This is a genomic window from Streptomyces sp. NPDC111656 (assembly GCF_055656965.1).
In genome coordinates, this window is record NZ_JBVKCA010000019.1 from 60,509 (window position 1) to 81,685 (window position 21,177).

14 protein-coding genes and 1 tRNA gene are annotated in these 21,177 nt (G+C 70.0%); 7 read left to right on the plus strand and 8 right to left on the minus strand.

All coding sequences use genetic code 11. From position 1 onward, the window contains the following. Positions 1 to 106: 106 nt before the first annotated feature. The 3 genes from ACZ7M3_RS40475 to ACZ7M3_RS40485 form a co-directional block, all read right to left on the minus strand. Positions 107 to 4,369, minus strand: coding sequence for an nSTAND1 domain-containing NTPase (locus tag ACZ7M3_RS40475; protein WP_472070380.1), 4,263 nt, complete (start codon positions 4,367 to 4,369; stop codon positions 107 to 109). Between the two features lie 378 nt (positions 4,370 to 4,747). Next, positions 4,748 to 4,820, minus strand: a tRNA-Arg gene (locus tag ACZ7M3_RS40480). 69 nt (positions 4,821 to 4,889) lie between these two features. Next, positions 4,890 to 5,639, minus strand: coding sequence for a TetR/AcrR family transcriptional regulator (locus ACZ7M3_RS40485; protein ID WP_472070382.1), 750 nt, complete (start codon positions 5,637 to 5,639; stop codon positions 4,890 to 4,892). Positions 5,640 to 5,813: 174 nt separating this feature from the next. Here ACZ7M3_RS40485 and ACZ7M3_RS40490 point away from each other — a divergent pair, with 174 nt between their 5' ends. Next, a complete protein-coding gene (locus ACZ7M3_RS40490; RefSeq protein ID WP_472070384.1) occupies positions 5,814 to 7,385 on the plus strand; it encodes an MFS transporter in 1,572 nt (523 codons plus the stop codon). 142 nt (positions 7,386 to 7,527) lie between these two features. Here ACZ7M3_RS40490 and ACZ7M3_RS40495 read toward each other — a convergent pair whose 3' ends face one another. Further along, a complete protein-coding gene (locus ACZ7M3_RS40495) occupies positions 7,528 to 9,438 on the minus strand; it encodes an IclR family transcriptional regulator domain-containing protein (RefSeq protein ID WP_472070386.1) in 1,911 nt (636 codons plus the stop codon). 150 nt (positions 9,439 to 9,588) lie between these two features. Next, positions 9,589 to 10,863 carry a M6 family metalloprotease domain-containing protein gene (locus ACZ7M3_RS40500; RefSeq protein WP_472070518.1) on the minus strand — a complete coding sequence of 425 codons (1,275 nt, stop codon included), beginning with the start codon at positions 10,861 to 10,863 and terminating at the stop codon, positions 9,589 to 9,591. A 582-nt stretch (positions 10,864 to 11,445) separates the two neighbouring features. Between ACZ7M3_RS40500 and ACZ7M3_RS40505 the strand changes: the two genes are divergently transcribed. Continuing rightward, the gene (locus tag ACZ7M3_RS40505; protein ID WP_472070388.1) at positions 11,446 to 12,090 is read left to right on the plus strand and encodes a TetR/AcrR family transcriptional regulator; all 645 of its coding nucleotides are present in this window, start codon (positions 11,446 to 11,448) and stop codon (positions 12,088 to 12,090) included. Between the two features lie 182 nt (positions 12,091 to 12,272). Beyond that, positions 12,273 to 13,823 carry an MFS transporter gene (locus ACZ7M3_RS40510; RefSeq protein ID WP_355309990.1) on the plus strand — a complete coding sequence of 517 codons (1,551 nt, stop codon included), beginning with the start codon at positions 12,273 to 12,275 and terminating at the stop codon, positions 13,821 to 13,823. A gap of 201 nt (positions 13,824 to 14,024) precedes the next feature. On the opposite strand, the gene ACZ7M3_RS40515 is transcribed toward ACZ7M3_RS40510, so the two are convergent. Next, complete coding sequence (locus ACZ7M3_RS40515; RefSeq protein WP_472070390.1) at positions 14,025 to 14,534, minus strand: MarR family winged helix-turn-helix transcriptional regulator; 510 nt, start codon at positions 14,532 to 14,534, stop codon at positions 14,025 to 14,027. Positions 14,535 to 14,661: 127 nt separating this feature from the next. Here ACZ7M3_RS40515 and ACZ7M3_RS40520 point away from each other — a divergent pair, with 127 nt between their 5' ends. Further along, the gene (locus ACZ7M3_RS40520; protein WP_121415862.1) at positions 14,662 to 15,474 is read left to right on the plus strand and encodes a dioxygenase family protein; all 813 of its coding nucleotides are present in this window, start codon (positions 14,662 to 14,664) and stop codon (positions 15,472 to 15,474) included. 18 nt (positions 15,475 to 15,492) lie between these two features. Here the strand turns inward: ACZ7M3_RS40520 and ACZ7M3_RS40525 are convergent, their stop codons facing one another. Continuing rightward, positions 15,493 to 16,032, minus strand: a complete 540-nt coding sequence (locus tag ACZ7M3_RS40525) for a GNAT family N-acetyltransferase (RefSeq protein WP_472070392.1) — start codon at positions 16,030 to 16,032, stop codon at positions 15,493 to 15,495. Between the two features lie 169 nt (positions 16,033 to 16,201). On the opposite strand from ACZ7M3_RS40525, the gene ACZ7M3_RS40530 reads away from it, so the two are divergent. Together ACZ7M3_RS40530 and ACZ7M3_RS40535 are read left to right on the plus strand one after the other, a co-directional pair. Continuing rightward, a complete protein-coding gene (locus ACZ7M3_RS40530) occupies positions 16,202 to 17,203 on the plus strand; it encodes a sigma-70 family RNA polymerase sigma factor (protein WP_355309988.1) in 1,002 nt (333 codons plus the stop codon). A gap of 568 nt (positions 17,204 to 17,771) precedes the next feature. After that, positions 17,772 to 18,347, plus strand: coding sequence for a TetR family transcriptional regulator (locus tag ACZ7M3_RS40535; protein WP_472070520.1), 576 nt, complete (start codon positions 17,772 to 17,774; stop codon positions 18,345 to 18,347). A 54-nt stretch (positions 18,348 to 18,401) separates the two neighbouring features. Here the strand turns inward: ACZ7M3_RS40535 and ACZ7M3_RS40540 are convergent, their stop codons facing one another. Continuing rightward, a complete protein-coding gene (locus ACZ7M3_RS40540) occupies positions 18,402 to 19,445 on the minus strand; it encodes a helix-turn-helix transcriptional regulator (protein WP_472070394.1) in 1,044 nt (347 codons plus the stop codon). A 62-nt stretch (positions 19,446 to 19,507) separates the two neighbouring features. Between ACZ7M3_RS40540 and ACZ7M3_RS40545 the strand changes: the two genes are divergently transcribed. Next, positions 19,508 to 21,082 (plus strand): MFS transporter, encoded by a 1,575-nt coding sequence (locus ACZ7M3_RS40545; RefSeq protein WP_452962739.1) that lies wholly within the window; start codon positions 19,508 to 19,510, stop codon positions 21,080 to 21,082. Positions 21,083 to 21,177: the final 95 nt, after the last annotated feature.

The window sequence follows — 21,177 nt, forward strand, 5'->3', positions numbered from 1 at the left end:
AAGTGTGCAGAAGGGGCGCTTGGTGAGGCCGGGCCGCGAGCAACTCGGTTACAAGATCGTGGCAGTTGGGGCTCGGGGAGCCACCCGCGCTCGCCGTGCGTCCCGGTCAGGGACAGGGGGGACCGGGCGGGGTTCCCTCCGGGAGGAGGTCGCGCTCCGCCTCGGTGTAGTCGCGTCCGGCGGCTGCGCAGAGTGTGCGGAACTGGTCTGCGGGGCGAAGGCCGAAGGTCCGGCGCCCGGCGCTGTTGTCGATGAGTAGCTGGTACCCCGGGGTGATTCTTGCCGTCGCGTTGGTTATCTCCTCGTCGATCTCCGCCGTCACGTTCAGAGTCACGGAGGAGCCGTCCGTCAGGTCGTGGATCTCGATCAGTCCCTTGTCCGCGACGTGCGAGACGAGACTGCCGTCCGGTCCGAAACCGATCAGTTGGTTCAACAACAAGCGGGACACCCCTTCCGGCAGCTGTTTTCCGCGGTCGACGTCCCACACGCGCACCTGTCCGTCGGAGTTCTGCACGGCGAGGCGCGAACCGTCGGAGGTGAAGACGAGTCCACTGCCGAGAGAATCCTCCGTATTCGGCATGCTGATGACAGGTCCCGTCAGCTTCGCGACCTGTCGCGGAGCACGGACATCCCACAGCAGGATCTGGCCGCGACGCACTCCTGCCCTGGTCACGACGGCGACCTGTCCCAAGTGCCCGGGACGGGGCATGAGTTGGCCGTAGATGAAGAGGTCCCCGATGGGACCGTTGGAGTTGGGTCCCTGGGCAGCGAGAAAAGGCTGGGTAAGTACGGTCCCGTCGGTGGCGTCGAGACGCGCCAGCGTCCCGTCCTCGGTCAACAGGACGATCTCGCTGCCCCGTAGCCCGACGACGCTGTCGACCTTCTTCCCTCTCCGTACCGCGTCGGGGAGCGGCACGCCCTCACCGAGGTTCCGCGCCGGGTACGCGCGGTGGAGGCCGCTGTCCCGCCCCCACACCACGACCCACCGCGAGTCGGCGGTCCAGGTGACCTTCCAGTCGCTGGAGCTCTCCGCGGCCGGGATCGTCACGGACCGGAGCCGGGTACGGGAAGCATCCATGACTTCGAGGGTCTTCTCGGTGACCTTGGCGAGGAAGCGCCCGTCGGGCGCTAGCGCGTAGCTCCCGCCCAGAAGGGCGTCGGCCTGGAACCGTGCATTGCCCGACCGCTCGGCACGCACGGCCATCAGTGTCGTACCAACCGGTACGAGAACGGTGAGCCCGCCGCCCTTCCGCGGCACAGCCGCGACACCCGTGTACCCGGCGGGAGCCTCGCCCGAGGTGGGCAGGCGAGTGCGGTAGGCCTGCCCGGTACGCACATCGGTCAAGGTCGACTCGGCATATCCCCCCTTCTCGACTCCCCCGTCGGCCGCCGAACCGTCGACGTTGTAGTTCCCCGTGGCGTCGCCGCTCGTACTCACAGCGGGAATCGCGGTCTTCGGTCCGGGCGTACGGCCGAGTGACTGGGCATACCACCGGTCACCGACCGCCGAGATCGCCGATTCACCTCCGGCTCTGAGAAGCGGGGTGCCAGCCGACATCCCCTTGGGCTCCGGGCCCGAGCTGTAGAGCTGTCGCCCGGTCGTGAGGTCCTTGATCTGAACCTGCCGTCCGCTCTTGCCCCAACTGGTCACTACCACGGTGCCCGGGTCCGTGGTGAAGGCCGCCTCGTCCACTCCGGAGGCGGACACGAGACTGTCTGCGACAGGCAGCCGGTCACCGGAGGGCACTTCCCACGCCTCGGCGAAAGGCGGGACACACTGCCGGACGTCGTTGTTGCACTCCACGGAGTGGTCGTCCATCGTCACCAGCAGCCGTTTCCCGTCACTGCTGAAGTCCGCGGTGGCTCCGAGCCTTTCGGGGATCTCGTGCTTCCCGCGGTTCAGGAGGATGGGATCCTTCGGGCTGCTCATCCGCCACAGCCGGACCGTGTCCCGTGTGGCCACGGCGAAAAGGCGGCCGTCGGGGCTGATGGCGCTCGTGAAGTCGCCCGCGGGGACTCCGCCGAGCTCCGTGGTCCGGATCTTTCCTTCGGCGGCGCCTGTGACCACGGTGAACGTCCACCGGTCGGTGCCGTTCGGCTTCGACACCACTACGAGCGTACGGCCGTCCGGTGTGGCGTCCATGCCCCTGACCTGGCCCTTCCACACTGACGGATGGGAGCCCACCAGGTACTGCCCCCGCACGTACTGATGCATCAGCGCATCGCGGGTCTTCGTGGTGTCTTTGGTCTTCCACGCGGCCAGCGCCAGCTGCAGGGCAGTGGCAGGGTCGCTGCCGGGGGTGCCATCGGCGGCTTGGGCCAGCAGCCCCGCGGCCTGGTCCCGCAATTGCTGCTTGGTGCGTTGAAGGCTCTGCCAGGTAGATATCGCCAGAACGAAAGCAAGCACGGTGAGAACGGTCAGCGCTCCCACGGCGGCCTGCTTGAGACGGGTCCCGCGCCGGGAGTGGCGGCGGCTGGCCAGGATGTATCCGCGCTCGTCGGCGGAGACGTCGTCAGGGTGCGCGGCCAGCCGACGATCAGCCTCCGCGAGTTCGCTTCCGCTCAGCAGCCGGGCGGACTCCCGCTGCTGCGCAAGCCAGCGTCGCAGGTCGGCCCGCAGCTGCTCCTGCCAGGCACGGAAGTCCCGGGACTCGGCCAGCCACTGCCGGAGGCGCGGCCAGAGCTGCGTCAGAGCCTCGTGCGCCAGATCGACGATCTCCTCGTCGCCGCCCGGGGCCCTGGAGAGGACGAGAAGCTTGCTCGGTGCCAGCTCCCGGGCCAGGCTGATGAGTTCGGGCGCAAGGTCGGCGACCTGGGCCGGACGACGGAGGAAGGCGTCCCCGTCAGGCCGAGCCAGTTGTACGAACAGCCGTCGCGCGCAGACCTGTTGGACCTGTGTCAGACCGGCGAGCGTGTCGTCCGCGTATCCGACAAGAGCCCCCGCCACACCACCCTGCTCGTCGTACGCGGTATGCGTCAGCATCGACCGGCTGCGACGCTTCCACAGCTCAACCAGGGCGAACTGAATCATGGGCATCCGGCCGGGCTCGTCGCCCGCGTCCGCGACGATCCGCTCCGGCAACCCCGGCTCGAACCACAGCCCCGGTACGGCGTCGACGGGCGCGGTCACCGCCCGCTCCAGGTCCTCGGCGGCCAGCGGGGCGAGGAACTCCACGGCGTCGCCGACCAGATCGGATGTGTCGGTCGTCACCAGCGCTTCCAGGGAGTCGGGCCGTGCAGTCGCAACGACCCGCAGTACCGCCGCGCCGTCCTTGCCCGCCAGGGCGACGAGCAGTCCGAACAGGTTGCGAGCGGCGGCCGCTTCGGCACCCGCGTACTCCTCGAGTTGGTCGACGAAGAACACGTGGCCGGCGCTGTCTCCGTGGGCGAGGATCCTGCTGCGCAGCTCGGCCGGCAAATCGTCACGGGTCTCCAGCAGTCCTGCCAGGTCCTCCGCCTTGGCGAGCCGATCGGTCTCGCCGAGCTCTGGCTCCAGGAATCCCATCAGCACCCGTGCCAGCACCACGGACGCCCGTGCGCCGGGCACGGGCCGCAGCTCGGACACACTCATCCCCTCGGCCCGGAGGCGGGGCAACACACCGGCCCGCACCAGGGACGACTTCCCGCACCCCGAGGGCCCCACGACCAACGTCACCGACCGCCTGCGGACGGCCGTGTGCACGCGGGCGGTGTCGCTGTCGCGTCCGTGGAAGAATTCCGCGTTGTCCTCCGTGAACGCCGCGAGCCCTTGGAACGGGCAGCGCGGCCGCAGCGTCTCCTCGTCGACCAGTTCGGCTGACGGCATCAGGTACGCAGTGCGCTCGCCCCGGTGCGCGGCGACCGTCATTCCGACGACGCCGTCCTGCGCGTCGTCCCAGACCGGTGACCCGCTGAATCCTCCCGAGATCCGCGGCCCCGGCCCCTGCGTCTCCATCTGCACCCAGCCCGAACCCTGCCCGGCCCGCAGGGTGCCCGAGGCCCATATACCCCGATCGGCGCCGACGGGGTAGCCCAGCGCCCGGAACGTGTGGCCCCATACGCCGGTCCCGTCGACCAGAGGTACGGGCCGCGCGCCCTCGACCGCCTCCTCCAGCCGCAGCAGTGCGACGTCCAGCCCGCCGTGCCGCCACGACACCACGACCGCGCGTGCCCTCGGCCGGCCCTCCAGCAGCGGAAAATCGAGATCCACCGCCTCGCCGGGTGCCTCTTCCGAACCGTTAGGCACCCCGAGGGCCTCGGCCACGACATGGGCACAGGTACACACCACATCGGCGGAAACGAGGAACCCGGCGCCGACCACCTCGCCCCCGGCCGAGCAGACCCGCACCTGCGACGCCTCGAGCACGTCGCTCCCCCGTACCGCGGTCATGAACTCCCCCAGTTCTTGACTTGTCTCCCGCCATGCCACAAGCCAGCATCCTCGGCGCAGTCACCCCACACAACTCATCACCCGAAGAACGCAGTTGAAGAGGAGCACGCCTGCGGTCCCGTACCAGGGGTCTTGGTGCGAAGTGGGTTGCTCCGATCCGTGCGTGATGCGGTGAGGTGCCCGACAAACGCGGCCCGGACGGGGCAGGCACGGGGTCTGCGACATCCCGGGGCCGGACGGCGACGGGCGGCGGCTCGTGGGCAAATTTCAGGGACTGGCGATCCATCCGCTCACGCAATCGGCCCCGGACGAGGAGCCCGAGGCCGGTTAGAGCGACTCCGGGGGGATAAACCACCAGGTCAGATGGGTAATGCGCTGTGCCCCCGGCAGGATTCGAACCTGCGACACCCGCTTTAGGAGAGCGGTGCTCTATCCCCTGAGCTACGAAGGCGGGGGGATCTCTGTGAGACCCGGCGACTAGCGTAGCGGATTCGGGGGGGGTGGGGGTTCTGGCGTTCGGTCAGTGGGTGGTTCGGGTTTCCAGGCCGTCCAGGACGCGGGCGAGGCCGTACTGGAAGTTCTCGTCGCGGGCGGTGCGGGGGTCCTTGCCGCGTTGTTCGGCGTAGCCCTCGCGGAGGTGGGGGTAGGACTCGGCGGCCTGTTCGGCGGTGGGCCAGAGGCTTTCCACGTACTGCTGTTCGGTGTGGCCGCTGCGGGCGAGGACGTTGAGGTAGGCGGCCTCGCTGGTGGCCATGCCGGTGACGTAGGCGACGAGGGTCGAGGCGGCCTGGTCGGCCTCGGTGGTGGGCAGGCCCGCGCGGGTGAAGAGGGCGAGCAGGAACTCGGCCAGGCGCATGGCGTTCGGGCCGAGGTACGACATGCCCATCTCGCCGAGGACCGAGGCGATCCACGGGTGGCGCAGCATCGTCGCGCGCAGGCTCTGGGCGCAGTGGGTCGCGTCCGTGCGCCAGGTCGCGGGGTCGGTGGACCGGGGGATCTCGATTTCGCCGTAGATCTCGTCGATGGCCAGCTCGATGAGCTCGTCCTTGTTGGCCACGTGCCGGTAGAGCGAGGTGGCTCCGGCGCCGAGGCGGGTGCCGAGCTTGCGCATGCTCAGGGCGTCGATGCCGTCGGAGTCGAGCAGGCGTAGCGCCTCGGCGACGATCTGGTCCCGGCTCAGCGCCGGCTGTTCGCGACCGGCCCGAGGGCGGGTCCACACCGACTGGACGGGCGTCGGCGGCCCCGCTTCGGCCTGCTCCTGGGGGGACATGCGGCTTCCTCTCTCCCGGTCCGGCCACCGTAGCGCACAGCATGCGCAGGATGCGTACGCGTAGCCATGGACCCGTACGGTGTTCTCTCTTGCGTACAGTGTGCGCATCGCCGTACGGTGTTCCGCGAAGCGCACGGTGTGTGCGGCTCAGCCCGTCGTTCGAGAGGTAGTGAGATGGACCGTCATCCGCGTCGCTGGCTCATCCTGATCGTGTTGTGCCTCAGCACCCTGGTGCTGGTCGTCGACAACATGGTTCTCACCGTGGCGATCCCGACGATCGCCGAGGACCTGAAGGCCGGCGCCCAGGACCTCCAGTGGATCCTCGACTCGTACATGCTGGTCTTCGCCGGGCTGCTGCTGACCGCGGGCAGCCTCTCCGACAAGTTCGGGCGGCGGAAGGTGATGGTCATCGGGCTCGCGCTCTTCGGGGCGGCCTCGGTGGTGGCCATGGAGGCCGCCACGCCCGGGGCGCTGATCCTGGGGCGGGTGCTGATGGGCGTCGGGGGCGCGCTGATCATGCCCAGCACGCTGTCGATCCTGGTCACCGTCTTCGACGACGCCGAGCGGCCCAAGGCCATCGCCGCCTGGAGCGCCGTCGCCATGGTCGGGCTCGTCGGTGGTCCGGTCGTCGGGGGCGCGCTGCTGGCCCACTTCTGGTGGGGGGTCGTCTTCCTCCTCAACATTCCCATCGCCGGTCTCGCGATCATCGCCGCGCTGGTCCTCATGCCCGAGTCCAAGGGGCCCTGGCGCAAGGCCGACCCGATCGGCATGGTGCTGTCGATGGTCGGCATGACCGCGCTCATCTGGACGATCATCGAGTTCCCCGAGGGCGGGCTGAGTCAGCAGGGCACGCAGCTCTCGCTAGGCGTCGCCGTGCTCGCACTGGTCGGGTTCGGGGTGTGGGAGAGCCGCTGCTCCTCGCCGATGATCCCGGTCTCGATCTACCGCAACCGTGTCTTCACCGGCGCCAGCTTCTCCCTCGTGCTGCTGACCCTGGCCCAGGGCGGCCTGATGCTGGTGCTGACCCAGTACCTGCAGTTCGTCCTCGGCTACTCCGCCACCCAGACCGGTCTCGCCTTCACCCCGCTGGCCCTCGCGACCCTCGCCTTCAACAGCGTCGGCGCCGCCCTGCTGCCGAAGACCGGCAACCGCGCCATGGTGGTCTTCGGACTCCTCGTCATCGCCTCCGGGTTCGGGTTGCTGTCCACACTGAACCCGGAGAGTGGGTGGGGCGTCCTCGCCGGTGCGATGTGCCTGATGGGCGCCGGTGGCGGGCTGACCATGCCCGCGGCGATGTCGGCCATGATGGGTGCGATCCCGGACGAGCACGCCGGTGTGGGCTCCGCGCTCAACGACACGGTCCAGCAGGCCGGAGCCGCGCTCGGTGTCGCCGTCCTCGGCGCGGTCCTCTCCAGCACCTTCACCGGCCGCATGCCGGCCGCCGCCCCGGCCGCCGCCCGCCACTCGATCGGCGACGCCCTCGCCGTCGCCGCCCGCACCGGCGACACGTCCCTGCTCGCCTCCGCCCACGACGCCTTCACCAGCGCGATGTCGGCGAGCTTCCTGGCGGGCGGGGCGGGAGTCCTGGTCGCGGCCGTCCTCGCCGTCTTCCTGATGCGCGACGGCGGGCCCGCCGGAGCCTCGGACCAGGGTGCGGCGGACGAGGGTGTGTTGGGTGAGGGTGTGTTGGGTGAGGTCGTGTTGGGTGAGGTCGTGTCGGCTGGGAGTGCGGAGGTCAGCCGCTGACGTACAAGGGGCACCCTCACACCTACCTGCTCACGCCTTTGTCCGGATCCTGCTCACGCCTTTGTCCGGATCACGTTCCCGTGGTCCGGACAAAGGCGTTCACGTGCTCAAACGGTCGTCGGAAGGGGTACGCGCCTGCGCGTCACGTCCGTGGTACCCGGCGGAACCGTCCCGCCACCCACAGGTCCTCCTCCATCCTTCCCACCGTGGCCCGCAACTCCGGCAGCACCTCGGCGACGCACTCCTCGGGCGTACGGCGGCTGCTGTGCATCGCGACATTGACGGCGGCCACGACCCGCCCACCGCGCTCGCGCACCGGCACCGCGACCGAGCGCAGCCCCACCTCCAACTCCTCGTCGACCAGGGCGTATCCCTCTTCCCGTACGCGGTCCAGGACGGCCTTCAGTCGAGCGGGGTCCGTGATCGTGCGGGGGGTCAACGGGAGCAGTTCGGTGAGAGGGGGCTCGGGCAGGTCCGCCAGCATCACCCGGCCCAGCGCGGTGGGGTACGCGGGCAGGCGGGTGCCGATGGTGATGTGGACGCTCATGACGCGGCTGGTGGAGACGCGGCCCGTGTACTGGATCTCGTCGCCGGTCAGGACCGCCAACGACACCGAGTCGTGCAGCCGCTGCGAGAGTTCGGTGAGGTGCGGGGCGGCGATCTCGGCGAGCGAGGTCCGTGACAGGGGTGGGAAGCCGAGGCCCAGTACGCGGGGGGTGAGGCGGAAGACGCGGTCGTGCGCGGTGACGTATCCGAGGTGTTCCAGGGTGATCAGGGCGCGGCGGGCGGTCGCCCGGGCGAGTCCGGTGGCTTGGGCGACCTCGGTGAGGTTCAGTTCGGCGCGGCCCTCGCCGAAGGCGGTGATGACGGTGAGGCCCCGGGCCAGCGACTCGATGAACTCCCGGCCCAGTTCCTGCTTGGAGGCGCCGGTCCATACGGCGAGGCCGGAGGGAGCGGCGGTGGTGCGGGGCGTGGCGGATTCGGCGTGCCGTGCCTCGCGCAGTTCCCGTTCCATCGCGGCGACGGCCTCCCGCAGCCGGGGCAGCAGGGTGTCGCGCAGATCGGCCGCGGTGTGCCGGCTGGTGTGGCTGACCACGCTCACCACACAGGCGATGCGGCCCGCCTCCCGTACGGGCATGGAGAGGGCGACCAGTCCCGGTTCGATCAACTGGTCGTCCAGCGCCCAGCCGGCCTCCCGCGCCTCGGCCGTACGCTGCTCGAAGTCGTCGCCGAGGGTGGGGAGTCGACGTGCGCTTCGGCCGGCGCCCGGCTCCTCCGGCCTGTCCGCCGCGAGGCTTTTGCCGACGGTGAGGTCTTTGCCGACGGTGAGGCCCTTGGTGACGGTGAGGTCTTTGGTGACGGTGAGGTCTGTGCCGTTCTTGCTGTTCGTGCGGCTCGCGCCGATCCTGCCCTTCTCGTCGTTTCGGTCGTCCTCGCCGTACTCGATCGGCCGGCTCCGCGCCGGGACCGCCGGAAACCCCCGGTCCTCCGGATCGGCCGCGCGCCGCTCGCGCCACCGCGCCCACTCCCGATCTCCCCACTCGGTCGCGAACAGCGGGCCGGGCGCGGTGCGTTCGGCGGGCAGCAGGTCGCCGATGCGGAAACTCAGCGACATGGCGCGGCGCCGGGTCGCCTGGTGGATGAAGCGGATGCCGTCCTGGTCGCCGACCGCGAGCGAGACGGACTCGTCGAGCTCGTCGGCGAGGGCGTCGGCGTGCGCGTCAAGGAGGCGGGGCAGGCGCAGGGCGGCCAGGTAGGCGTTGCCGAGTTCCATCAGACGGGGGGCCAGGACGGCGTCGCGGCCGTCGAGGCGTACGTACCCCCGGCGCGCCAGGGTCGCGGTGATCCGGTCGACGGTGGAGCGCGCGAGCCCGGTGGACCGCTCCAGACCGCTGAGGCTGGACACTCCGTCGGCGTCGGTCAGCCGCCGCAGTACGGCGATACCGCGGATGAGGGGCGTGACGGCCTCGGCGGGCACCGCGGTCTCGGCGCCTGCGGTGCTGCCGGCGCTGCTGGTGCCGGTCCCGGGGGCCGGTGCGACGTTCGATGGCATGGGCTCTCCGATGCGGATCTCTGAAGAGACGCAGTCGCGGATCTCCGAAGAGACTCAGAACAGACACCGTAGTCCTTGCACGGCCAGGTCAGCAGGTCGGAGGCCGGGAGGGGTGGGGGAGAGATCGGTAAGGGGAGGGGGAGCGGCCGGTCAGCGGCGGGTGACGGACACCCGGTAGTCACCGCTCGGATCCGACGCCGTGACCGCGATCGTGATGCCCGTCTTGGGGTCCTTGAAGGACTCGCCGGGGGTGAAGGGGGCGTCGGAGAGTTCCGCGTGGACGTTGGGGCTGCGGGTGCAGCCGCCGCTGTGGCGCTTGGAGTCGTAGACGGTGATGGGGCCGTTTCCGGTGTCCACGCCCGCGTCGACCTTGTAGATGAGGATGCCGGGGCGGCAGACGGCGGAGTCGTTGCCGTCGTGGGTGCGCAGTTCGAAGGCGTACCCCGTCTTGGTGCTGGTGGGTACGAAGACCAGTTTCTCGCCGCCGGGCCGGGACAGCGGGGTGAGGGTGTACTCCGTCGTCCCGGGCGACGCGACACATCTGACCTGCGACTCGTCGAGCCAGCCCAGCTTCCACTTGTGCCAGCCGAGGAGGTCGTTGTCGGCCCCCCAGTCCTCGCTCATGATGTCCCAGTGGCCGACCGCGCCCCCGCCCTCCGGGGTGTAGAGGTCGGGCAGGCCGAAGGTGTGACCGTTCTCGTGGGGGAGTACCCGGTAGCCGGTCTCGGCGTAGGAGCCGGATCCGTCGTCCTGGCGGCTGTAGACGAAGGACGCGTTGGAGACGGGGACGCCGTCGGCTATGGGTGCCTCGGTGTTGCCGGCGAAGGTGACGGACAGGACGGTGTCCAGGGCGGAGGGCCCGGCGTTCGGCGTCACCAGCACGTTCAGGAGGTCGTACGAGTGGAAGTCGACCTCGGGGTCGGCCGTCGCCACTATGTCCTGGACCAGATCGCGGTAACCGGGGTCGAAGGGGGCGCCGCGTTCTATGCCGTACGCCTTGAAGGGCTTGGGCATGCGCAGCCAGTGGTGGATGGGGGTCTCGGGGCGGTAGTCGAGGCGGCCGTAGGAACTGGTGCGAAACCAGTTCTGGGTCTGTGGGAAGAACTCGGCGAGCCGGTCGAGTGCGCTGCCCGGGCCGGGCGCGTCGGAGAAGTCGACCATCAGGGTGAGGGCTCGGACGGTGCCGGTGGAGCGGGCGTATCCGGGTTGGGTCGGTATGCCCTCGCCCATCTGTACGCCCATCGGGCCGGTGATCATGCAGGGGCCGAGCGCCGTGGAGCGGGCCAGCGCGATGGAGCCCGCCGTCGTGGAGCCCGCCGGGAGGTGACCGGTGCCGGCGGAGGTGCTGACCGTCAGCGTCAGAAGGGTCACCGTGGCGAGGGCGGCCACGCGGCGCGAGCGTATCCGGCGGGTGGTGGGCTGCATCGGCTGCATGCAGGGGCCCTTCGCTCACGGCAGCCGCCCGGTCACCGGCTGCACCCTGTGCGATCACCCTGTGTCGGGGGATGCGGGGGCGCGCGCTGGAAGAGCCCGAACGTGGGTTTCTTGCCGGGAGAGGGGTGACGGGAGCCGCGCCAGAGGTTTGGCCAGGAGTCGGGGTGGGGCGGATGTGTGGGGTGGGGTGGGCGTGCGGGAGTGGGGCGGGGTGGGGTGGATGTGCGGGCGTGGGTTGGGACGGATGCCGAGCTGTGGCTGGGGCGGATGCTGAGCTTCGGGCCGCGTCGGATCTTCGGCACCCCGACGCCATGCCGCCCCCCACCCCCAGCACCAGTCCGCCCCCACCCCCAGCACCAGTCCGCCCCCACCCCCGACACCGCGCCGCCCCACCCCCAACGTCAGACCGCATCCCGCCCCCAACCCCTAGTGACGCAGGTCACATCAGATCTCTGGGGATGCGGGAAATAACCGGGGACCGTTTCCCCGTTTAGCCATGTGTCCGAGCGAAACGGGGATGGATTCCCCGGATCGCGCCACAGTCTTCCTACACCTACGTCTGAGGAGTACGCCGTGGAGACCGCCACCCCCGTGAAGCGTCGCGTGCCCCGGCCCCGCGCCGATGCCCTGCGCAACCGGGAGCGGATCGTCGCCGCCGCGCGTGAGATGTTCGTCGAGTTCGGCCCCGACGTGCCGTTCGACGAGATCGCCCGCCGCGCCGGTGTCGGCAACGCCACGGTGTACCGCAACTTCCCGGACCGCGACGCGCTCGCGCGGGAGGTCGTCTGCTCGGTCATGGACCGTACGTCGGAGTGGATCGAGTCGGCTCTCATGGAGGGCGGCGACGCCTTCCAGGCGCTGAGCGACTTCGTGCACTTCGCGGCGGACGAGCGGATCGGCGCCCTGTGCCCCATGCTCTCCGAGGCCTTCGACCAGCACCACCCGGATCTGTTCGCCGCACGCGAGCGGACCATGGAGTTGGTCGGCGCGCTGATGAGGCACGCCCGCGAGGCCGGACAGTTGCGGCCCGACGTCGAGTCAGGTGACCTCATGGTCGCCGTCAGCCAGCTCACCCGGCCGCTGCCCGGCACCGCGTGCCAGGGCATCGACCGCTTCGTGCACCGTCATCTGCAGCTGTTCCTGGACGGTCTGCGGGCACCGGCCCGCTCCGTACTGCCCGGAGTGGCGGCCACCGTGGAGGATCTGCGAACAGCCTGACCAGCAGCCAGACCAGCCCGACCGATGAGATCGGCGCACAGCGCCAGTCTCTTAGTCCGACGTCAGTCCCAACTTAGTCCGACAAGCTTCCGGAGGCTTGCGGCCGTCGTCGACGACGAGCCGCCGGCTCCCGTGACCTTCCCTCACCTTTTTCACTGCGAAGTACCGGAGTGGGTATCCCCATGTCTGAAACAGGCACCTCAGCCTCGGCGAAGTCGGCGGCCGAACTCGCCGACGCACACAGCAACCGCTGGAAAGCGCTCGCGTTCATCGCGCTCGCCCAGCTGATGGTCGTCCTCGACGCGACCATCGTGAACATCGCGCTGCCCTCCGCCCAGCAGGACCTGGGGATATCGGACGGCAACCGGCAGTGGGTCATCACGGCCTACGCCCTCGCCTTCGGCGGTCTGCTGCTCTTCGGCGGCCGTATCGCCGACCTGTGGGGCCGCAAGCGCACCTTCGTCACCGGTCTGATCGGCTTCGCGGGCGCTTCCGCCATCGGCGGCGCCGCGCAGAGCGAGGCGATGCTGCTCGGCGCCCGCGCCCTGCAGGGCGCCTTCGGTGCCCTCCTGGCCCCCGCCGCGCTGTCGCTGCTCGCGGTGATGTTCACCGACGCCAAGGAGCGCGCCAAGGCGTTCGGCATCTACGGTGCGATCGCCGGTGGCGGTGGCGCCGTCGGCCTGATCCTCGGCGGCTTCCTCACCGAGTACCTGAACTGGCGCTGGACGTTCTTCGTGAACATCCCGTTCGCGATCATCGCCGCCCTCGGCGCGTACTTCGTCATCCGTGAGCCGGCCGGCGGCCGCAACCGCTCGCCGCTCGACATCCCCGGTGTCATCCTCTCCACCCTGGGCCTGGTCTCCCTGGTCTACGGCTTCACCCGTGCCGAGTCCAACGGCTGGAGCGACTCCACCACCATCGGTCTGTTCGTCGCCTCGGCGGTGCTGCTCGCGGCCTTCGTGTTCACCGAGTCCAAGGTCAAGGCCCCGCTGCTGCCCCTGCGCGTCATCACCGAGCGCAACCGCGGCGGTGTCTACCTCTCGCTCGGCCTCGCGATCATCGCGATGTTCGGCCTGTTCCTGTTCCTGACCTACTACCTGCAGATCGTGAAGGGCTACTCGCCGGTCAAGACCGGCTTCGCCTTCCTGCCGATGATCGCGGGCATGATCACGGGCTCCACCCAGATCGGCGCCCGTCTGATGACCCGCGTCCCGCCGCGGCTGCTGATGGCACCGGGCTTCGCCCTGGCCGCCCTGGGCATGCTGCTGCTGACCCAGATGGAGATCAACTCCTCCTACGCGGGTCTGCTGCTCCCGGCCCAGCTGCTGCTCGGCCTCGGTATGGGTACGGCGTTCATGCCCGCCATGTCCCTGGCCACGTACGGTGTCCAGCCGCAGGACGCCGGTGTCGCCTCCGCGATGGTCAACACCTCGCAGCAGGTGGGCGGCGCGATCGGTACGGCCCTGCTGAACACGATCGCCGCCTCGGCGACCACCTCGTACATCAAGGACCACATCGGTGGCGCCGCCTCCAAGTCGCAGCAGCAGCTCGTCCAGCTGCAGGGCATGGTGAACGGCTACACCAACGCCATCTGGTTCGCCGTCGGCATCCTGGTGGTCGCGGCCACGATCGCCGCGACCCTCGTCAACACCGGCCGCCCGGACATGTCCGCGGCCTCCGGTGCGGGCGACGGCGCCGAGGACGAGGTCAAGGTGCCGGTGATCGCCCACTGATCACCCGTACCGCCCGTACCGCCGCTGGTACCTCCGGTGCTTCAGGTGCTTCGAGTACGGGCGCGGGGTGGGGACGCCTCGCCCGTACGATTCCCAGGGTCCGCCCCGGTTCCGAGTTCATCGGGACCGGGGCGGACCCGCGTCCGCTCCCGGTCAACCCGTAACCCCGTAACCCCGTAACCCCGTCAGCCTGTCAGCCCGTCAACGCAGCCAAGGCAGGTCCGCGCCCGCGTCCTTCGGCTGCAGCCCCTCGGCGATGATCCGCATGGCCTCGCCGAGGGCGTTGTGCTGTTCGGGCGTGAGCCGGTCGAAGAAGGCCTGCCGTACGGCGTCGACATGGCCCGGCGCGGCCTTGCTCAGCACCTCGTAACCGGCGTCGGTGAGGACGGCGAACTGGCCCCGCTTGTCGGAGGGGCAGTCCTCGCGGCGCACCCACCCGTTCTTCTCCAGGCGGGCGATCGCGTGCGAGAGGCGCGAGCGGGTGATCTTCGCGTTCATGGCCAGCTCGGTCATCCGCAGCCTTCTGCGCGGCGCCTCGACGAGCTGGACGAGCAGACCGTAGTAGACGTGCGGCATGCCCGCGTCGCGCTGCAGCTGACGGTCGAGATGGTCCTCGAGGAGGGTGGCGGCGTTCATGTACGCACGCCAGGTGCGCTGTTCCTCGTCGGTGAGCCAGCGCGGCTCTTCAGCGGATGCGGATGCCGTAGTCATGTACTCCACTGTACGAGCCCCTTCTTGAATATTAAACAAATCGGGAGTATGGTTCCGCGTGGAAGCTTGAGACTTCAAATAACTTCCCAATCGGTCTTACGATGGACCCCCGGAGGGAGTAGCCGCCATGTCTGTCGCCACGTCTGCCGTCACCGAGGGGCGTGCCCCGCAGGAGCGCATGCCTGCCCTCTACCTCAGTCATGGCGCTCCGCCGCTCGCCGACGACCCGATCTGGCCCGGAGAGCTGGCCGCCTGGTCCGCCGAACTGCCCCGTCCCAAGGCGATCCTGATGGTCTCCGCCCACTGGGAGGAGGCCCCGCTGGCCCTCGGTGCGGTCCAGACCGTACCGCTCGTCTACGACTTCTGGGGCTTCCCCGAGCACTACTACCAGGTCCGGTACGCGGCTCCCGGCGCCCCCCAACTCGCCGAGTCCGTACGGAAGCTGCTGCGCGCCCCGGGCGTTCCCGTCCAGGACATCCCGGACCGCGGCCTCGACCATGGTGCCTACGTCCCCCTCGTCGAGATGTTCCCCGACGCCGACATCCCTGTCCTGCAGATCTCCATGCCGACCCTCGATCCGGTGAAGTTGATGGAGATCGGACGCAAGTTGGCGCCGCTGCGCGACGAGGGCGTCCTGATCGTGGGCTCCGGCTTCTTCACCCACAACCTGGCCGCGCTGCGCCAGGCCGGCGTCCCCTCCTGGTCGGTCGAGTTCGACGACTGGGGCCACCGCGCCCTGGACGCCCGTGACTGGGACGCCCTGCTCGACTTCGGCCACAAGTCCCCGGCCGGCCTGCTCGCCCACCCCCGCACCGAGCACTTCGCCCCGCTCTTCGTGACGATGGGCGCGGCGGACGCCACGGGCGAGCTGGACGAGCAGCGGTCGGTGATCGACGGGTTCTGGCTGGGGCTGGCCAAGCGGTCGGTTCAGTTCGGCTAGAGGTTCTTCTCGTATCGGCTAGAGGTTCTTCTCGTACCAGGCCACATCCCAGTACCGGCCGAACTTCCGGCCCACCTCCCGGTACGTACCGATGTACCGGAACCCGAAGCGTTCGTGCAGCCGCGCGGACGCTTCGTTGGGTTGGGCGATGCCCGCGTAGGCGCGGTGTACGTCCTCGTCGGCGAGCGCCTCGAAGAGGGCCTCGTAGAGCAGCGTGCCGACGCCCCGGCCGCCCGCGTCCGGGGCGAGGTAGATGGTGACCTCGACGGAGGTGACGTAGGCGGGCTTGGGGCGGAAGGTGCTGGACGTGGCGTATCCCAGAATTCGCTGTGCGTTCCCGGGAACCCCCTGTGAGTCCGTGTCCGTGGCAACCATCAGGCGGTGCGGGCCGTCTTCAGGGTGGGAGAGCAGCCAAGGGTGACGCTCTTCCGGGGTGAAGACGGCGGTGTCGAATGTGATGGGGGTCTCGCGAACGTAGTGGTTGTAGATGGCCGTGAGAGCGTCGAGGTCGGCCTCGACTCCTGGCCTGACCTGCACCTCTGTACGTTCCGTTGACATCCGACCTCCCGCTGTGGCGGCACAGGGTACTGCATGATCAGAAAAATAGGAGGGCGGGTTGGGAATTCTGTCCGGATTCCAGTCGTTGTTTCCTTCGGATGCCGGGCACTCGGAAGAGTGTCCGAGCCGCCACTAGGACCCGCAAGCCCACCATCGCAAGGGAGCACGCATGGCAACCCGTGCCGTCGCCCGTCGTCAGTCCGCCACCGGCGAGACCACCGACGCGGCACGCAGTGTTCGCGCCGTAGGCGGCGAAATCGCCGACCGCGACCTGGTCGGCATGTACCTCGACGAGATCGCGCGTACGCCGCTGCTCGACGCCGCCAAGGAAGTCGAGCTGTCCCAGATCATCGAGGCGGGTGTGTTCGCTCGGCAGATCCTCGACGACGAGGTTGATGCCCCCCAAGCGGACGCGACCCGCGAGGAGCTCGAGGCGCTGGTCGCCGAGGGGGAGCGGGCCAAGGATGTCTTCATCCGCTCCAACCTGCGGCTGGTCGTCGCCGTGGCTCGGCGGTATCCCCGTAGTGGCCTGCCCCTGCTCGACCTGATCCAGGAGGGCAACGCGGGCCTGGTGCGCGCGGTCGAGAAGTTCGACTACCGCAAGGGCTTCAAGTTCTCGACGTACGCCACGTGGTGGATCCGTCAGGCCATCACCCGCTCCATCGCCGACCAGTCGCGCACGATCCGCCTCCCCGTGCACCTCGTCGAGGAGCTGGGCCGGATCCGTCGCGTGCAGCGCGAGTTCAACCGCAAGAACGGGCGCGAGCCCGAGCACGCGGAGATCGCCGCCGAGCTGGACTCGACCCCGGAGCGTGTGACGGACGTCCTGGACTGGGCCCGCGACCCGGTCTCGCTGAACATGTCGGTGGACGACGACGGCGACACCCAGTTCGGTGACCTACTCGAGGACACCTCCGCGGTCTCGCCCGAGCAGTCCGTCCTCACCCTGCTGCGCAGCGAGGAGCTCGACGACCTGATCGGCCGCCTCGACCAGCGCACGGCCTCGATCATCAAGATGCGGTACGGCATCGACGACGGCCGGGAGCGCACGCTCACGGAGGTCGGCAAGGAGCACGGGCTCACCCGTGAGCGCATCCGCCAGATCGAGAAGCACGCGCTGCTGGAGCTGAAGAAGCTGGCCCGCGACACCGGTTTTGACGCGGCGGCTTAAGAATGTCCGCGGTTAGTGCGGTTTGCGTGGTTCATGTGGTTGGTGCGCCACGTATGGTTCGTACGGGTTCGACGGATCTGACGGATCCGATGGCCCCGAGGTCGGCCATAAGTCGACCGGACATGGCCATGTAACGCCGCTTAACTCGCTGGGCTCTGGGCACAAGACTTCAGGGCCCAGGGTTCAGGGTCCCGGGGAGCAGCCCCAAGACCCCCCAGAACCGAGTCCCGACGCACTCCCCCCCCGCGCCGGGACTCTCCAGAGCCGAGCTTCGGCGCCTTCCCCCCCCTGGCGCCGGGGCTCGGCTCCTTTTTGTGCGGGGTTCGGCGCGGTCGGTCGGGGTTCGTCCGGGGACAGGGCGGGGTTCGTTCGGGGGTGGTTCGGTCGCCGCTCCGGGGGAGCGGTGGTTTTCGGGCAGGCCGACGGGCCACCCCGTACCTGAACCCCGGGGTGACCCGGATGGCAGATTGTGCCACAGGGGCATAACCTGCCGTCCGTGACCGGTACCGACCGCCCGGCCGCCGCTCCCGGGCTCTCCCTCACGGAGCGACGCAAGGCCGCCACCCGGATGGAGATCGCGCGGGCCGCGGCCGGACTCTTCATGAGGCACGGTCTGCGCGCCACCCGAGCCGAGGACATCGCCCGCGCCGCCGGTGTCGCGCCACGCACCTTCTACCGCTACTTCGCCGGCAAGGAGGAGTGCCTAGCCCCGCTCTTCTCCGCGGGCGTCGAGAGGTGGGCCGAGGCCGTCCGCGACGCCCCGGCCGACCTGTCCGTGCCGGAGGCGCTTCGCCACGCCGTCGTCCAGACCCTCACCCCGGGCGTCGGGGTGCGACCGGAGTCCATGGACCGGGTCCGCGCTCTGCTCCGCTTGGCCGAGGGGAGCCCGGCGCTGCTGAGGGTGTGGGGCGAGGCGTGTCAGGGGGCGGAGCGGACGCTGGCGCAGGTACTGGAGGCGAGGGCTTCCGCGGCGGGCGGTGGGGCGGAGTTCCGGCTCGGTGCCGCCGTGGCCGGTGCGGCGGTTCGCGTGGCGGTGGAGGCCTGGGCCGCCGGTGACGAGCCGGCCGACGGTCCGGCCGGACCGGTCGCGCTCGCGGTACGTCATCTGGAAGCGCTGCGTGACTTTCCCTGGGGCGCCGCGTGACTTCCGCTGGGCTCCGTGTGAGCGCGCCGCGGACCGGTCGGACCCGCGCGGGGCTCACCCGGCCCTGACGCCGCGCCCTTCCCGGCGGCCGCCCTCCGACCCGTCTCCCGCCCCGCCCCCCGCCCCGTCTTCCGAGCCGCCCGCCGCCCGAGTCAGGCGCCCGCCCAACTCCCGTACGCACTCCACCAGTTCCGCCGGCCGTCGCACCGTGAACTCGCAGTCGACCATCGCGAGCCGTACCGCCAGCCACTCCACGGAGTCCCCGGCGGAGGAACGCAGCAGACAGTTGCGCTCGTCGATCGGCTCGGGCGCGCCGAACCACTTGGGCAGGCGGGCCGCGACGAACGCGGCGGGCGCGGCGAAGGCGACCTCGAAGTCGTACGTCTCCTGGCGCCCGTACATCGACTGCCGCAGGTATTCGGCCGCGTTCCCCGTCGGCAGTTCGCGTGGCGTGAAACGGACGCCGGTCGCGAAGGGCTCGGCGATCCGGTCGACGCGGAAGGTGCGCCAGTCGTCGCGGTCGAGGTCGTAGGCGACGAGGTACCAGCGACGGCCGGTGGACACGAGGCGGTAGGGCTCGGCCAGGCGTCGTGAGGGGGTGTCGTCCCCCGAGCGGTAGGCGAACCGCAGCCGTTCCCGCCCGGTCACCGACGCGGCGATCACGGTCAGCGTCTCGGGCGCGATGCTTGCGCCGTCCCCGCTGGTCAGCGGGGTGGTCGCGGCCTGGAGCGTGGACACACGGTGGCGCAGCCGGGACGGCAGCACCTGCTCCAGTTTGGCGAGGGCCCGTACGGAGGCCTCTTCGACGCCCTCGACCGCGTGCCCGGCGCCGGCCCGCAGCCCCACCGCGATCGCCACCGCCTCCTCGTCGTCGAGCACGAGCGGCGGCATCGCCTTGCCCGCCACCAGCCGGTATCCGCCGTCGGCCCCCTTCGTCGCCTGCACCGGATAACCCAGCTCCCGGAGTCGGTCGATGTCGCGGCGGACGGTACGCCGGGACACGCCCAGCCGCTCGGAGAGCTCGCCGCCGGGCCATTCGCGGGGCGTCTGGAGGAGGGAGAGCAACTGGAGGAGCCGGGCCGGGGTGTCCGTCGTCATGTTTCCCAGAGTGCCGCACATCTAGGACGTGATCTGACCTAATGGGGGTCTACCTTCAAGCCATGACCTCCACCGAGACCACTCTCAGCAGTCCGGCCGAGCCGCCGCAGGGCCCGGCAGCCGTGGCCGACCGACGGCGCTGGTTCGCGCTCGCCATCGTGATGACCGCGGCCTTCATGGACCTGGTCGACGTCACGATCGTCAACATCGCGATTCCCTCGATCCAGCGGGACGAGGGCGCGTCCTTCAGCCAGATCCAGTGGATCACCGCCGGCTACGCGCTCGCCTTCGCCGCCGGGCTCATCACCGGTGGACGGCTCGGCGACATCCACGGCCGCAAGCGGCTCTTCCTGGTCGGCATAGGCGGCTTCACGATCGCCTCCGCGCTGTGCGGCTTCGCCGCGAACCCGGAGATGCTCGTCGCCTCGCGCATCCTGCAGGGTGGGATGGCCGCGCTGATGGTGCCGCAGGTGCTGTCGATCGTGCACGCGACCTTCCCGGCGCACGAGCGGGGCAAGGTCTTCGGCCTCTTCGGAGCGATCGTCGGCCTGGGCGCCGTGTCCGGCCCTCTGCTCGGCGCGCTGCTCACCGAGTGGAACCTCTTCGGTCTCGAGTGGCGGCCGATCTTCCTCATCAACCTGCCGGTGGGCATCGCCGCGCTGATCCTGGGACGACGCTTCATCAGCGAGTCCAAGGCCCCGAAGGCCCTCAAGCTCGACCTCGTCGGCGTGGCCCTCGTGACGCTGGGCCTGCTGATGCTGCTCTACCCGCTGACGCGCGGGCGTGAGCTGGGCTGGCCGCTGTGGGGGTACGTGTCGATGGGCGGCGCCCTCCTCGTCTTCGCGGCGCTGGTGGCGTACGAGCGGCGGAAGGCGGCGCGGGACGGTTCGCCGCTGGTCGAGCTGTCGCTGTTCAAGGTGAAGAGCTTCGCCGCGGGCATCGCCGTCCAGACGGTCTTCGGGGTCGGCCTCGGCATCTTCTTCCTCGTCTGGACGCTGTACATGCAGGTCGGCCTGGGCTGGAGGCCGCTGCGGGCGGGTCTGACCGGGGTCCCGTTCTCGATCGCGGTCTCGGCCGCGGCGGGCATGTCGGTGCAGCTGCTCGTCCCGCGCTTCGGGCGCAAGGTGCTCCAGGCCGGCGCGCTGATCATGGCGGCCGGGGTGCTGCTCTACATCTGGGAGTCCGAGCGGTACGGCCTGTCCATCGCCTCCTGGCAGATGGCGCTTCCGCTGGTCGTCATGGGCGCGGGCATGGGCTTCATCGTGGCCCCGCTGACCGACGCGGTGCTGTCGGAGGTCCCGCGCGAGCACTCCGGTTCGGCGTCGGGCCTCATCAACACCGTGCAGCAGATGGGCAACGCGCTCGGACTCGGCCTGGTGTCCGTGGTCTTCTACGGCCAGATCGGCGACCGTCTGACCGCCGCCCAGGTGGGCCCGGCCTTCGTCAACGGCTTCCAGCACGCGCTGGGCTGGGTCGTGGCGGTGATGGTCGCGATCTTCCTGCTGATGTTCGCACTGCCGAAGCGGCCGGCGCAGCATGTCGAGGGGGCGGAGGACACCGCGGCCGGCGAGCAGGAGAGCGCGAACCCGGCGGCGGGCACCTCGGTGTCCGACAGCGAGCCGGCACTGCTGGGCTGACGTCCTGGTGTCGACGCCCTGGTTGTGTGCCCGCCCTCCGCCGTCGGAGGGCGGGCACACCTCGCTGGGGAGTGGTTCTGCGTTTCTTGACAGCA